This window comes from Bacillus jepli (assembly GCF_047238305.1).
In the GTDB taxonomy this organism is placed as follows: domain Bacteria; phylum Bacillota; class Bacilli; order Bacillales; family Bacillaceae_L; genus Ferdinandcohnia.
This window is the reverse complement of record NZ_JBDFMO010000001.1, coordinates 3,259,298-3,275,356: the sequence shown is the minus strand read 5'-3', so window position 1 is coordinate 3,275,356 and position 16,059 is coordinate 3,259,298. Positions and strand designations below refer to the sequence as shown.

The following is a 16,059-nucleotide window of genomic DNA, read 5'->3' as shown; positions in this document are numbered from 1 at the left end:
TATCATGTTACCCCATTTAAGGAGGATATCAATGGATTTCAGTCAATTACATTATTATGTTCCTACTTCAAAAGTAAGAGAACCAGCTGTTATACAAAGAGATTTGATCATCTATGGTGCTACACCCGCGGGAATAACAGCGGCCATTCAAGCGAAGCGAATGGGTCTATCTGTCGTCATTGCTGAATTCGGAAAAAATATTGGAGGTATCACGGCAAGTGGGTTAGGTGCTTCTGATATAGGTGCTAAGGAGGCAATAGGTGGTTTATCGAAAGAATTCTTTCGGGAATTAGGAAACTACTACAAGACGAACGAACAGTGGACATTTGAACCAAAGGCAGCCAAATATGTATTTGAGAAATGGTTAAAGGACTTTGACATTGAGGTTGTTTATAATCAGCATGTCATCGAAGTAATAAAAGAGAATACCAGGTTAACTAAAATAATCATGGAAGATGGAATTACATATATAGGCGACGTATTTATTGATGCTAGCTATGAGGGTGACGTAATGGCTAAAGCAGGTGTTACTTACATAGTAGGTAGAGAATCGAATGCAACCTATAAAGAGACCTATAATGGGATTCAATTTGGACATCCCCACCATCAATTTAAAAATTGGATTGATCCCTATGTAATCGAAGGCGACCCTTCAAGTGGAGTTTTACCAGGTATTACTGAAACGACTAATGATACTCTTGGCTATCAGGGACAAGGTGACCATCGAATACAGGCATATAATTTCCGCATTTGCTTAACAAATCGGGCGGATAATCGTGTTCCTTTTCCGAAACCACCTTCCTATAATCGGGACCGCTACTCATTATTGTTACGTTATATCAATGCAGGTGTATGGGATGCGATGAATCTTCATACGATATTACCAAATGGAAAGACTGATTTGAATAACTATGGAGGATTTTCAACTGATAATATCGGGATGAATTATGAATGGCCCGATGGGGATTTCGAGACACGTGAAAAGATTTTCCAAGAACATTTTACCTATAATCTTGGCTTGCTCTACTTTTTAGCAAATGATGAACAAGTTCCTAAAGTGATTCGTGACGAGGTTTCACAGTGGGGATTAGCCCATGATGAATTTGAAGAAACTGGGCATTGGCCACATCAGCTATATATTCGAGAGGCAAGAAGAATGATAGCTGACTATGTGATGACCGATCACAATTGTTTAGGTGACATGACTGTTAATGATTCAATCGGATTAGCATCCTATCAAATGGACTCCCATCATGTTAGAAGATTGATTATTGATGGTCGTGTATACAATGAAGGCGACGTAGAAATCCCGATTTCACCTTACCCAATCTCGTATCGTTCGATTCGTCCAAAAGCTGAAGAATGTAAAAATTTACTTGTTCCCGTTTGTTTGTCTAGTTCTCATATTGCCTACGGTTCTATCCGAATGGAACCCGTGTTCATGATTTTAGGTCAATCATCAGGAGCTGCGGCTGCATTAGCCCATAAAAATAAAACAACAGTACAGGACGTTTCTTATGATCAGTTAAAAATGGAATTACTCTCCTACGGACAAGTACTACAATGGGATGAATCAATTGAGGATGACCCTGTATTACGGATGAAAGAGACATTTGGGAAGAAATAACGTAGTAGGATTACATTTGAATTGTTTCAGATGTAGTCCTTTTTCTTTTTTTGTAAACCCCCTGCCCTTTAATTAAATACTTCAAGTAATTCCCCCGACTTTTGTTCGAGTTTCAAGATGTTAGACTACTACTACTTTTTACCTAAAAACATTAACGACATTTTAAAGACTAAACTCTTTCATTATCCTTTAAATAAAATCAGAAAATTTTTAATAGTTTAGAAGTTAAAAGATTTGATGGTAGAAGATTGGAGGCGTTTTTTATGTGAAACGTTTGAAAAGAATTTATGAAGAGATAACTCAACACATTTTCACAACAAAATAACTACACCCATTACATAAAAGGAGGAAAAACATTTGAACAAATATCTAAAAAAAGTCGCTATTGCTTTATTAACAATGAGTCTAGTACTATCAACCTTCCCAATCTTCCTACAACCAACAAAAGTTGATGCTTCCAATGAAAAAACCAACGAAAACGAAAGGGCTGTTGAAATGGAATCTAACAAACTGGATTTTCCGGTTGAATATGGTAAACCTATTAATCATGGTCCTGCCGCGTTGGCTGCTAAATCTCAAGGGGTAGCAATTGGAGATGGTGAAGTCTACTATGCTACGAACGGTTCACCAGCAACATTTTATGCAGCTGATGCAAAAACAGGTGAAAAAATATTTTCCGCAGGCTTACCTGGAAGTGATGTCGTCTGGGCAATGGTTGTAGGTGCGGATGGAAATGTTTATTTTGCAGGCACCTATGATGGAATTTTATACAGATATGTAGTGAAGGAAAAACGATTAGAGCAACTCGGGAAAAACCCATCTGATAATTGGGTTTGGCAATTAGAGGCGTCCTATGATGGAAAAATTTACGGGGCAACCTATCCAAATGCAAAAGTGTTTGAATATGATATTAAATCTGCTCACTTTAAAGATCTAGGTACTTTCTATGAAGGTCAGCAATATGCACGAGGACTTGGAATTACTGAAGAAAGTCTATATGTTGGAACGGGAACCACTGCCTATTTAATGAAAATGGATCTTGCTACTGGTGAAAGAATCGAAATAAAATTACCAATCAGTGGTGAATCAACTCAAATATCAAATATTTGGGAATATGGAAATTATCTTTTTGTTGCCTATGGAACATCACTGGTTACCATCGATAAGACAACAGGTGAAGAAATGAGCACGATGAATTGGCAAGATGAGATCACATTTGATGGGCTTATCTCTTCCCCTTCCCCTTACGATGAGAACATTCTTTATTTCATTAATAAAAACACACAACAGTTATGGACATATGATTTGACAACACATCAAAAAGCAAAGGTGGAACCAACCGTACAGTTACCTGCTACCCCTGCGAAAGCGATGCGTTGGATAAAAGATGATAGTGGTAAAGACCTATTAGCCATTTTACATCATCAAATTGAATATTCAATCTATGACCCTACAACCAATACCGTACAGGTTAGTTACCCTGAAGTTGATATGCAGGGATTATTAATGCAAAGCTTAGAAATTGGAGAAGATCAAAAAATCTATATGGGTGGATATCAAGGTTCCTTTGGCGTATTTGATACGTCGACTGATCAGTATGTCCTTCATGAACGTGATCCTCATTAAATCGAAGGAATTGGCTTTTTAAATGGTGAAGTCTATCTAGGGACCTATGGAGGAGCAAAAATTTATAAATATGATCCAACTCAGCCCTTTACCTTCTCAGGTGGTAAAAACGGTGAAAATCCAGAGTTAGTACAAGACATCGAGGATGATCAAAGTCGGCCTTTCACGTTTACATCTGGAGATAATAAGCTCTTTGTAGGAACTATTTCTGATTATGGAAAATTAGGTGGAGCACTCACCATTTACGACGCAAAAACGAATCAGTGGAATACCATGCGAAATATCATAAAAAATCAAAGTATCATCGGACTGGCTTATCTTGACGGAACAGTATTCGGAGGTTCCACGATATCGGGTGGTCTAGGTATTAACCCAACCGAACTTATAGCCAAAATGTTTGAATATGATGTTGCAACGGGTAAACATAATGTATTCGACCTCAAAGTGGACGGTTTGGAAAAACCTGAAATGATTGGTGAATTGTCCGTCGGTCCAGATGGAAACGTCTGGGGTGTAGCATGGGGATTAGATAAGGCTGGTGCTTACAACACTGTTATCTTCGCCATGAACCCAGATAATCGAGAAATTGTTAAAAGCACGCAACTTTATCAAGGTGTAAACCGAGGAAGCCAATGGCGACCATTTTTTATCCGCTGGGATAACCAAGGATTGCTTTATACAACAGCAGGTCGTACGTTAACTGTTATTAATCCAGAAACGATGAAAAGTAAACAATTGATTACGGGTAATGTTCAACTAATGGATGTAGATAATGAAGGAAATATTTATTACACAGCTGATCATAACTTGTATCAGCTACCCGTTTTACTAGAAAATGGGACAGTGACTGTAGAAAATGAATCAATGTTACAAGGTACTGAGCAAAAAATTGATTTAACTGTGACACTTGTCAATGGAAATACAATTGACTTAGCAGGAGCTCAAATCGAGTGGATTAATTCAAATCCTAATGTTGCGAGCATTGAAAATGGGAAAATTATCGGAAAAAATGCAGGAACAACCGAGATTTATGCAACCGTTTCATATAATGGCGGTGAGGTTAAAACAAACACCATCGTTGTTACCGTTGAGGTCACAACCGACACATTAGCAAAACAAATCAGTGAGCTCGAAAAAGCAGAAATCATCCCACATTCAGTGGCTCAACAGCTTAGAAATCGATTAAAACAAGCTGAACAGCATTACCAAAAAGGTAAAAAAGATCAAGCACTAAAACATCTTGACGATTTCCATAAACATCTAAACAACAGCAGCATTGATGGCAAAATCAAACTTACCTTACAAAATAATGTAACTGCTATTGAAGAGGTGTTCAAAAAATAATGAGTGAGAAAAAGGTCCTCTGCGGTTGCAGAAGACCTTTTTCTAATTAAACCTTAAACATAACTTGAAAGATTACCTTTGGCTCCCTGGTTTACCTGATTTATCAGGTTTGCCTGGTTTGTCCGGCTTACCCGACTTATCGGGTTTCCCGGGCTTATCTGGCTTTTCTGGCTTATCGGGTTTCCCGGGCTTATCTGGCTTTCCTGGCTTATCCGGTTTTCCTGGTTTATCAGGCTTTCCTGGCTTACCCGGTTCTTCGGGTTCGGATGGTTCATCCGTCCAAATGATTTTATATATTAGAGTTGATTTTCCATCTTTACCGGTAACTATAATTTCTGCTTTATCAGTTAAATGTACGATATCTACAGTTGCCCCCACTTGAGTAGCCTCTGCCACGATATTTTCAGTTTGTTCACCATTTAACGCATAAATAGTAGTACCAGGTTGAAAACCTTCAAGCTCCTCACCATCAATCGTGATGGATGTTAAGGTTGCATCCGTTTCAGGAACAGCAATTTTATGTAACTCACTGCCTAACGCATAATAGATGCTTCCATCAATGCCTACAGTCATGCTGTTCATAAAATCTTCTACAAGAACTTTGTAATCTAATGTTTCAGGGTCAATCGCAATTAGTTTACGAGACAAGGTTGTATATAGCATGCCGTCTGGTCCCCACTCCAGTTGATATGGGTACCATTTACTACTATTATATAAACTTGGTCGAATCACTTTACTATCAACAACTTCATAGGTTTCTGGATCCATTTTAAAAATAGTACCTTCAACAGCACCCCATAGGTATCCATCAGGACCAAATGATAAGTCACCAATCATACGAGGTGTAACGTCTATTCCCGGTATCTCTGGTGTGAATTCTGCAATCTTCTCACCTTTTTCAACATCCCATACAAAAATCTTCGCTTCAGTTGCTTTCGGGTTAATTCCTAAACCACCCCATACTGAAGTACCTCCAAATAACTTACCATTATGATAAGCTAAACCAATAATACTTTGATCCTGAACAACATTTCGTTGTTGGAACCATTCACCTGTATCCTCATCATAGATGGCTAAAGCCCCACCTAATACACCATAATCAGGGACTGTTCCAACAAATAGTTTGTTATCACCTGATGTAATCACAAAAGGACGATCTTGTTCATCTTTAATGTCATATTCAAGATGTGGATTACTATTTAAGTCAACAGGCTGGTTGGGGGCATAACTGTACATAATCGCACCCACATATGTTCCAAAATAAGCTTTACCATTCAAGAATCCAATCCCCTCTGGTTGAGCAAAGGAAGAAATATTTACTTCAATTTCATTTTTAAAAGGATTATACACACTCATACCACGCTGATAGCCGCCCATATATAGTTTTCCATCTGGGCCCGTTTCAAGAGACTGAATGGCTACAGCTGTTGCTGCAAGATCTAATGCGACAAAGTTCAGTTCATTTGTTTTTGTATTGTATAACATGTATTCACCATATTGTGTAACAAACGCCAAGACTGTATCCCCAGTAGATAACGTAATCCATGCCATATCCTTTACTCGTGGAGTATCTGGAAGAATTGGAAGGTCTTCGATTAATGTTTCTACATTTGTATTCAGGTCATATTTGTATAATTGTGTTCCATTTTTATAATAAATCATGTTAGGCTCTGAAGGGTCTGGTTCGGAAATCATATTACTAAATCCGAATGAACCTTCAACTTCCATTGTTTCAGGGTTTATAACAAGCATATTAACGGTCGAAACAGCAACAAGAAGCTTCCCATTTACAACCCAAACATCCTGGATGAATCCATTCTCACCTGAATGCCCTTCAAGAATAAGCTCCTCTTTCTCACCTGTATGTCGATTGATTTTATACAGATGCTTCATTGTGCCTATTCCTACGTAGATATAATCCCCATCTACAGCTAGTCCACGTGCATAATCCTGATCTGTGACACTACCCAAATCTTTAAATTTACCTGTATTAATGTCATATTCAAATACACCTGCACCTGGATAGGTGGCACCGTAAATTTTACCATCCTCTGTCGCTTCTAAATCCCATACCCAAGCTGCAGAAGGATTGGCTCCCAGGGCTTGGACTTCTTTTAAGTCTGGTACATAACGGTATAATTTCCCGTCAGAAGTACTAGCGAAATACACATTTTTATCAGGGCCGATCGTAATTGCCCACACAGCTTCTGTATTGTCAATGACTTTAGAAAACTTGAGTTCCCCTGTCTCAGCATCAAGGACAGAAAACGTTCCTGGGGCACCATTTGAATGATAATATACTTCATTTTCACCTAAACTATTTTCCTGAATTGCTCCTGCTTGTCCTAATTGAACATGAACCATCTCTCCTAGATTAATAGGTGCTACATATTCACGATCAAATTGACCATCTTCCGTCACTTTTTCAAAGGTAACATCGTCAAAATAAGCCTCTGTAAAACTAATCCCGCCAGAATAAAAAGCGAGTCTTGCGTATGCTGCATTATCAGGAGCTACACTAAAAACTTTTAAATCTTTCCATTCATTTTTTGGTAAGTTTCCATTCAATTCCCGATGCTGAGTTATACTATTATTATTTGCATCAAAATAACGGATTTCGGTCACAACGTTATGCGTCTGACTTACAACGTTTGAATAGACCGTCAATAGATAGGATGCACCGGCCTCAACTGCTATTTTATCACTCAAAACACTTACACCTGCTTTATCAGTAGTATCATGTAAATGTACACTTTGCACTCCTGTACGAGTTCTATCTGTACTTACTTGAATACCAGGACCTTCAAATTCTGATGTCCACCCAGGAATGTTTCCATCAACGACTGCTTCTTCAAAGCTAGGGTTAACCACTTCTGTATGTATATCGTCAACTGGAGGTTCTTCAGTGGATAGATTTTCAAGCGTTACATCATCAAAATAAGCTTCCGTGATTGAAGGATGACCTGAATTGAAACGTAGTTCAACCTGTGTCGCACCTTCTGGAACGTCAAATGGAACTTGAATTTCGGTCCATTTATCAGTTCCTAAAACAGCAGCACTAAAGTTAATAAAAGTAGCATTGTCGACCCTTTGTCCTTCATCGTTAAAAAAATGAACCTCATAACCAATACTATGGGATTGACTGACAACATTCACATATGCTTTCGCAATATATGACCCTCCTAAGGTAACAGGAATCTTATCACTCGTTACCTGCAAATTACCACCTGGATTATTGTTATTTTCATCTTTAAAATATAAACTTTTATTTCCTGTATGAGCTTTCTCTGAACTAAATGCAAAACTCGTGGATGGGTTATTTGTTACGCGGCTCCATCCAGGATATTCAACATCTTCTTCAAACGACTCGTTTACTGGTAAAATTTCTGTTGAATCAGAATCCTTCACAATTTTTACATCATCAAAGTAAGCTTCTGTATTAGATGGATGACCTGAATTGAATCGAAGCTCAACTTGGGTGGCACCTTCTGGAACGGTAAAAGGCACCTTGATTTCAGTCCATTGATTCGTTCCTAAAGCAGTTGATTGAAAATTAATGAACGTTGCACTTCCAACCTTTTGATTTTCAGTATTAAAATAATGAACCTCGTACCCGATACTATGGGATTGTTTAACAACATTCACATAGGCTCTTGCAGTATAGGACTCGCCAGGAGTAACGGCTATCTTCTCACTTGTCACTTGCAAGTTCCCACCTGGATTATTTGAATTTGAATCTATAAAATGCAAGCTATGTGTACCGGTATTCACACGATCATTACTGATAGAGATACTTGTTGAAGGGTTGTTCGTAACTAGACTCCACCCAGGGATCACAACTTCTTCAAAACCTCCATTTCGTACCACGCTTGGTCCTTTATCTGCAGAAACTCTGAGTGTTCCAGAACTAATATAAGGAGCGATTAAACTGAATAAAAGAGTAAAACAAAATGTGCGCATGATTGTTTTTTTCATCTTTCTATTGGTCAAACAACAAACCTCCCTTAAATTGTGTAGATATGAAACTTTATTTAACCTCCTTTCTCACTTTTAGGAAGCGTTTACATAATTTTCGTTACAATAAAAAACTAACATTCTGATAACCCTTCCTTAGTTTGATTCTACTTAACTATATTCATCATACATATAGGTCTTTCTTACGATACTCTGTCGTAAATTGGACTTTAAGTGAGTACAGGAAGAAAATGATAGATTAGAAGTGCCAATTAGTAGAAAATGCTCAAAAATCTAATTGTAGTGTATATTGTTTCTTGCCATAATTTTAAAAAAGGTTTCCAGCACGTTGGCAGAAAACCTTTTTTGGTGTAAATTTGTATGAGGTTGTACTCATATTCCCTATACTTTAACGTGACGCTTTTGGAGGTTGACACACATCACACTTACGTTGGTGATTATTTTTAAATTTCGTAAATGTTTTTTCAAAATTACTGCCACATGCGCATTTAAATAATAACTTTTGTGAAAAACCATGAAATTCCGTTGAAAGCAATTTACTATCGGAATTGTTCTCAACAAATTCATTAATTTTACCAATTGTCCATCGTTTATTCATTCTTTGTCACCCCCAGATGTTTGCTAGTCGTAGGCATTTCGTTGTTTTCCGTTGCATTTAAACTAAAAAATTTAACACAAGGTGTTATATATCTAGTCCTTGTTAAACCAGAGTTCATCTTTATTATCCACATCGCCATTGTAGTTAATTAGGATTTCCTCTCCTGCTTTTATGTCCTTGTAAGCATAGAAGTCAAAGGTGTGATTATTAAAGTTAATTTCATAAATGCTGTTGGGTTCATAGGAATGGTTGAATAACATTCCATAACCTAGAAGAATTGCCGTATGATTAATCCCATATTCAAATGCATAATCAGCGAGCAATGTTTTCTCAATGTGCTCATGTTGGTCATTCGGATAAGAAATTACGGGTGCTTCATGGATTAGTTGCCCTTTTTTGATATCAACTGTAGCAAATACGCCTCTATTAAATTCGCCATCACTTACTGAAGAAGTTTTTATCTCAATCATGTTGTTATACCTACCAATTTTTTTGATTTTCTTTCTAACTTTAACATGAATCCAATAAAATAAAAACCTTATATCACAAAAGTTAAAGAGGCTGCAAAAATGCAACCTCTTTTTCAGGAGTGTACTTGGGACAATGTACCTGTCCCTCTGTCCCAATTATTCAATTATAACGGTTTGTTCTTTTGTTATTTCGTTTGCTTCCACCTTTAGGGTTATTTCGCCTGCTTTTAAGGCTTTTAAATCTCCTGTTTGGTAATTGAAGAGCGCCGTATATTTACCAGAGGTTTCTGCACGGGTAAGCTCTTCTCCACTTCCGATAAAGACATTGTCACTAGCTTCCCACTGTACGGTTGCAGGGTAACGAAGTGGAAAGTTAAGATTATCTTTTTGATGACCAGTCGCCTCGACCTTAATGGTCTCACCCACCTTTAACCATTCTGGTGTTTGAAGGGTAATGTCCAACAATAATGGATTCACTTCTGCTTGAATCCACTCCGTACCGGAAACTACACTTTGACCGTTTGATTGTTCAGGTCCCTTAGCCTGAGCAGGTATTGGAGTTTGATCTACACCAAACATCGTCCATTCGTAAAAACCACCTGCATCAGCTGAACCGTATGGCGCTTTTCCAGAAGGACCAACCACCATGTACGGAACACCTTCGACACGTTCTACACTAACAGTATGAGCATGTCCACCGATAAAGAGCGCACCCTTACCTCCTGATGTTTGACGGAATTCCGTTAAAAATTGTTCGAGAAGATTGGATTCTTTCCGGTCACTAAGCTGACTATTATTAGTTGGCAGTGGATCACGTGTTGGATGATGTGCCATTACAACAACATTTTTCACATTTGAATCCGTTGCAGCTTCGGTTAACGCCTTTTTAAGATCAAGTAGCTGTTGGAAATCACTTGTCCGGAAACTTCCAGTCGAAGAATCTAGTAAAATAAATCTTGTACCTTTATGGTCAAACGTATAGCGATTATTTTCATAGACTTCCAGGAAGTTATCTAATGTACCTGGTCCCATGATTTCGTGGTTTCCTGGAATGTAATAGATTGGTAGTTTATCTCCTACTTCTTCTTGCAAAATTTGCTCTGCTAGTTCAAAGTCTTCTTCCCATGCTGTATCAACTAGGTCCCCATTGATAACAAGGAACTCTGGATTAGCAGCTACAATTTGCCTAAGAGATTCTCTAACCATTTGTACTTGTGAACTGTTTGGAGACTTGGCTACAAACTGACTGTCTGCAAGTACTGCAAATGTCCAACGACCTTTTTCTATCTCCCCATTTTGGATAATAAGAGGATCTGGATCTTTCATTTGTTCAGGAACATATATTGATGTTGGGACTTTAACAGTTACATCATCAAATACCAATTGTCCTGTGTACTGATCATTTTTATTTGTTTCAACTGGATAAATTCTCCAAATCTTTACTGGATATCGTACTCCTTCAGGTACTGTTGCTTCAACAAACTTCCATCCCGTCCAATTCACCTGATCCGCTAGTGTAAGTGTATATCTTGTGTTTCCGGAATCCTCTATGACTGTTCGAAGCCAAGCACCATTTCCATCACCTTTTACCCATAGTCCAATTTTCTGAACGTCGCCAGGTAACTCAATCGTTGGTGATGCTTGTAAATAAGCTGCACGGGTAGCCGTTGATGTTGAAAAATCATATGCTAACTCGATACCTTTTCCATTCCTACCATCGACATGCCTCATACTAGCTCCAACTTCACTTGGATATTTTGTTAATGACCAACCTCCAATATCTTCAAAATCAGCAACGTTCTTTGTTGCAAGACCAATTGTAACTGGAAGATATGCAACCTCATCTTTTGCTGTAATTGTGATTAGCGCTGAATCCCCATCTTTTTTAGGAACAACAGTAAAGCCACCATCAACATTTTCCATGATGGATATGACCTTTTCATCATAATTTAAGCTCACATCCCTAGCTTCGATTGGTGCGCTATACCCGTCTTTGTCAAAGCCGGTAACGAAAAAACGAGATTGTTGTCCCATTTCAAGGCTTAATCGCGCGTTCGTAGCTTCTATTCGATTTAATTCACCAAGAACGGTGATCTCCATGGAACCTTTAGAAGATTTCACTTTCGCCTGCGCAATCGCATTTCCTGACATTATCGCGCGGAACACTCCATCTCCCTCAAATGCTCCAACATCTGCCGGAAGTGCCTGCCATTTCAATTCACCAACTGAAACTGGAGAATAATTTTCATTAAGACCTAACCCGATGAATGTTCTAGTTAATCCTGGGAATACACGATTGCTCTTGTCTGAATCAAATACCGTATCAACTGCAAAGCTCTTTAATTCTCCGCTTCCAGCCTTTGCAAAAATTCCTATTCCATTCGGCACAGAACGTTCAATGCCATCTGATGGCTGATTAACAGCCTTCACATTATCTGTGCCAGTTTTTCGTGCAACCATTGTTGTGGAACCTCCTTCATCAAGATTTAATGCATAATGTGCACCATGTTCCTTCATCAACTCTGCTAATTCTTTGAAGGTCCGATTTACCTTTCCATCTAATAGAATGTTAGAAATATGACCAAGTCCATTTTTATCTACACTAGCCGTTAATGTGTGGCTACCTTGAGGACCCTTTACAAGTTTCCCTTCACTAATGACAGTACCTAAAGGTGCTTTCGTATTGTTTATATCGAAGAAATCACCATTTACTCCCGCGATTGCACCAGCTTCCTTTGCTATTTCGGACAATGGTTTGGCTGAGGAAACACGACCAGGAAAAAGTAAGTCTGTTGAAATATTTTCATTTCCGAGGTTTATGGTCATCATCTCCCCATATAACAATCCTCGAGTGTCAAATCGTTCAAAACTAGTAAGTTCTACCTCTGGTCCAATCGGTGTTGTCGATTAATTGGAAACAAGCGTTTTGCCAGCTGGACCCAACAAAAATTACGGGTTCAGTTCTGTCTGATGAGGTTGACCGAGCTTGTGCGACATCTGATAGTTGATTTTGTACATGGACTGTAGGTGCCAATGGTACCGTAATCGCTGACGCCATTACTACATTTCGCCACCATATTACATTCATTAATTAATCTCCCCTCTACTAAAATTAAATTTTAAAATTTAACGAATATTTTTGAAGTGTATTTTCATTATATCAAGAATCTCTTAATAGAATAACTACAGAATATAAAGTTCTTTTAAAATCAGGTCTAAGGTTTTAAGTTTCGCATGAGAAAGTTATATTTAATTTGTAAGGTATCATTAAAAAAACAGTAATAAAGACCTGAACTTTTTTAGGATTCAGGCCTTTTAAAACAAAAGTAACAGCAATTGCTATTACAGTAAAAAATAAGCTACTAAAGTTCCGATTATCCACATACCTATTGCAAATGGCATATTTTGTACGGTTATACGATAAGGGCTTTGCCCTGTGCCCATCGCTGTTAAGGTGACGAGTAACCCATACGTACCTACTGTAAAAGTGGCAACTGAGCCTGTGATTAACACGAGAGCAATACTAACAGGATTCATTATATCTAATAATGGTGTAATGATTCCTGTTAAAATTCCAACCGTTGCGATTGGGTGGATACCGAACATACTTATGAAAACAAAGATAACTTGAATTAGGAACAAGATGACTATCGGATATTCAGACATATACGACAGTGGTTTTTGAATCGCTTCCAAAAACGCTGTATCTCCTAAACTAGTAGAAAATAAAGAAAGTGAAATAAATAATACGATAAAATTCTGCATCGTATTGGTCTTTTCTTTCCAATTATTCCAACCTATTGCCCAAAAGCTTCTTCGCCTTTTCATCAGCAGAGACCAAACGAAGGCAAATGGGAAAATAAGGATCGTTACGGTTAAAATAAAACTTAAATCAAATAGATTTACAATCATTATAACCAGTGATAGGAATAAGATAAGTGCAATAATGAATTGCATCATTTTTTTAGCTATTACTTTTTTATCGATCATTGATTGCTTAGTCAGACTTGATTGTTCGAATTTGTACTTTTTATAATAGATGCGTCCAAAAATCGAGTCTAATAGGTAAGCAGTAACTGCCATCAAAATGAGCCATGGCAAGAGTGTGACATAATCAACACCTGTAGTAAATATAGAAACGGCCACCATGATCTCCAACGGGCTCCAAAGCAGCGCCAATGAGTAACCTCTTAGGGATGCTGTTGTAATAAATGAATTACGAATCTCTTTACTAAAAGAAGCCAAGGTGCTTTTGAGTACGTCTTGTGAGATCGTCGCAGCTGATAAATTTAGAAAAGCTGCAAGGATATGCGTCGTTAATGAACTCCGTGGATATAATTTACCAAGATCAGATACATTCACTTTCATAAGAAGATTCAAGTTCCTGTCAAATCTTCCACTTCTCACAATGCTATTCATCCAAGGAAGCATCGCTAAAAGGGTTAGTAATGATAGATTTGAAGTTAATAAACTAGGAATGACATGTAGAGACTGACCCGTCGCGAAAAATAAATATCCCCCTATCGCCAAAAATGTACCACCTAAAATCTTAAAAAGCCCAGATGCCAAAGGAAATGACACAATCAGCATAATAATCGCAAGAACTCCAAGTATGTAATTGATTTTCTCGCTATCTATAAAAACATTCATCGTATGGAGCAAAAATATGAATGCGTAAAATAGATAAAGATAGCGGACCAATGGGTGTTGTTTCATTTCTTCCTCCTACTAAGATGTTTAAATCAAACAATCAAATTATAGCATAGCAGGAAAAAACAACAAGTTTACTCACCCATTGTCCAAGTGGATTTCTGAGTCTATACCTACAGCCTCCAAAATTTATGATGCTAAACAATTTTCTGTACCTTGCTAATTGTAAAAAGTCCCCTCACAGTTATTAATTTGTAAGCGCTATCAAAATATAAGTCTATATTTCCTTTTCAACGCGATTTACTCCGTTACGACGAACCATCATTTCATTCTTTTTTAACCGATGTAATCGAAACATCGATATAAATCCCAGAATGGGACCAGGTAAAAGGATCAAGAATGTATATTTCCAGCCTATAATTGATTCAACAAATGGCACCAGAAAAATCACAATGATTGTAAGCACATAGCCGATGGCCAACTGAATGGTTAATGTTGATCCAACATAACGCTGGTCTGTATGCTCTGTTAGTAACGCAGAAAACTGGGCTGAATCAGCAATAATACTTACTCCCCAAATCACCCCGAAGATAGCAACAATCCATGGTGAACTCCCAAAGAGAAATCCGATGAAGAGTGCAATTGTTCCTGAAATGCCTAAAGACCATAGCGTGACTTGTTCTCGCCCAATACGATCGGCAAAAACACCACCAAACCAAGCACCAAATAATCCAGAGCCAATCACAATAAATGTGACGAGCGAAGCGGCAGATGAAGAATTATTCATCGCACTTGTTCGAAAGCTATCAGCTACAAACAATCCAAACCAAGACCACATCGCATAAAGCTCCCACATATGACCGAAATATCCGAAGTTTGCAAGTCTGACTTTCTGATTTTTAAAAGCACGTGGAATTGCATTTGGATCAAAGGTTCCTACAGGTAATGGATAAGGTCCCACTTTCACAAAAAGCATGAAGATTCCAGATAAAATCGAACAAACACCCGTAATCATTAACACTAGCTCCCAGGAGGTTATCCCAAATCCTTTGAACAAATGGGGACCGGCTGAGCCAATTGTGAGTGCGCCTACAACCACCCCCATTGCCAAACCACGCCTAAGTTGAAACCAAGTAGAAACAAGTTTCAAACCTGGTCCGTACACCCCAGACAAGGCAACACCCGTAAAGAAGCGGAAAATCAATGCAACAACCAAGCTGTCTGCAAGTATAGCTATTAGAATGGTTGAGATTCCCGCTAGCATTGCAGACCAAAAGCATAAAATATGAGGTTGAATGCGATCTGGTAGATTCATAAATGCCGAAACCAATGAACCTACAATAAATCCAAAATTGACCATGATTGTAATATAGCTGACCTCACTGCTGCTTAAGTCCCACAATTCTATTAAAGTTGGTAACACAGCTGTCATGGAAAACCAAGTTGTCATCGCACCAAGCATGGCAAGTGATATAAATAATAACTTATTGGTATGCGTTTTTCCGAATTCGACAGAATTGGTTTTATTCATATAATGTAGCAGTATACGGAACCGCCATACCCTTTAAACATAGTCCATCAACTTTAGTTAGAATCGCCGTTTTGATTTTATAAAATTTTACTTTCCAAGGAATCGTTGACCTAAGTTTCACCTCTTCAAAAAACATCATGTCCCCCCTTACTTCGTTCCTATTCAGAGCAGGTCTCATATTAGATGTATACTTGTGTATCCGTTCATTTCATTGAATAGTTACATTATACATTATTTG

11 protein-coding genes are annotated in these 16,059 nt (G+C 38.0%); 3 read left to right on the top strand and 8 right to left on the bottom strand.

The features are described 5' to 3' along the window. Positions 1–31 precede the first annotated feature (31 nt). From ABC371_RS16770 to ABC371_RS16760, 3 genes are all read left to right on the top strand, one after another. Complete coding sequence (locus tag ABC371_RS16770) at positions 32–1,627, top strand: FAD-dependent oxidoreductase (RefSeq protein WP_412897827.1); 1,596 nt, start codon at positions 32–34, stop codon at positions 1,625–1,627. 357 nt (positions 1,628–1,984) lie between these two features. Next, entirely contained in the window at positions 1,985–3,253 is a 1,269-nt protein-coding gene (locus tag ABC371_RS16765) for an NHL repeat-containing protein (RefSeq protein WP_412897826.1), read from the top strand. A 273-nt stretch (positions 3,254–3,526) separates the two neighbouring features. Next, positions 3,527–4,597: an FIMAH domain-containing protein gene (locus ABC371_RS16760; RefSeq protein WP_412897825.1), complete on the top strand. Its 1,071-nt coding sequence runs from the start codon at positions 3,527–3,529 to the stop codon at positions 4,595–4,597. Positions 4,598–4,669: 72 nt separating this feature from the next. Here ABC371_RS16760 and ABC371_RS16755 read toward each other — a convergent pair whose 3' ends face one another. The 8 genes from ABC371_RS16755 to ABC371_RS16720 form a co-directional block, all read right to left on the bottom strand. Beyond that, positions 4,670–8,587, bottom strand: a complete 3,918-nt coding sequence (locus tag ABC371_RS16755; protein ID WP_412897824.1) for a carbohydrate binding domain-containing protein — start codon at positions 8,585–8,587, stop codon at positions 4,670–4,672. 373 nt (positions 8,588–8,960) lie between these two features. After that, positions 8,961–9,170: a hypothetical protein gene (locus ABC371_RS16750; RefSeq protein ID WP_412897823.1), complete on the bottom strand. Its 210-nt coding sequence runs from the start codon at positions 9,168–9,170 to the stop codon at positions 8,961–8,963. A gap of 92 nt (positions 9,171–9,262) precedes the next feature. Continuing rightward, the gene (locus ABC371_RS16745) at positions 9,263–9,640 is read right to left on the bottom strand and encodes an SET domain-containing protein (RefSeq protein WP_412897822.1); all 378 of its coding nucleotides are present in this window, start codon (positions 9,638–9,640) and stop codon (positions 9,263–9,265) included. A gap of 156 nt (positions 9,641–9,796) precedes the next feature. Further along, complete coding sequence (locus ABC371_RS16740) at positions 9,797–12,469, bottom strand: phosphodiester glycosidase family protein (protein WP_412897821.1); 2,673 nt, start codon at positions 12,467–12,469, stop codon at positions 9,797–9,799. A gap of 40 nt (positions 12,470–12,509) precedes the next feature. Next, positions 12,510–12,728 (bottom strand): hypothetical protein, encoded by a 219-nt coding sequence (locus ABC371_RS16735; protein ID WP_412897820.1) that lies wholly within the window; start codon positions 12,726–12,728, stop codon positions 12,510–12,512. 254 nt (positions 12,729–12,982) lie between these two features. Continuing rightward, on the bottom strand, positions 12,983–14,356 hold the full coding sequence (locus ABC371_RS16730) for a hypothetical protein (RefSeq protein WP_412897819.1): 1,374 nt from the start codon (positions 14,354–14,356) through the stop codon (positions 12,983–12,985). Between the two features lie 211 nt (positions 14,357–14,567). After that, entirely contained in the window at positions 14,568–15,821 is a 1,254-nt protein-coding gene (locus ABC371_RS16725; RefSeq protein WP_412897818.1) for an MFS transporter, read from the bottom strand. Beyond that, positions 15,814–15,960, bottom strand: a complete 147-nt coding sequence (locus tag ABC371_RS16720; RefSeq protein WP_412897817.1) for a hypothetical protein — start codon at positions 15,958–15,960, stop codon at positions 15,814–15,816. The genes ABC371_RS16725 and ABC371_RS16720 overlap by 8 nt, the downstream gene beginning before the upstream one ends. Positions 15,961–16,059 lie beyond the last annotated feature (99 nt).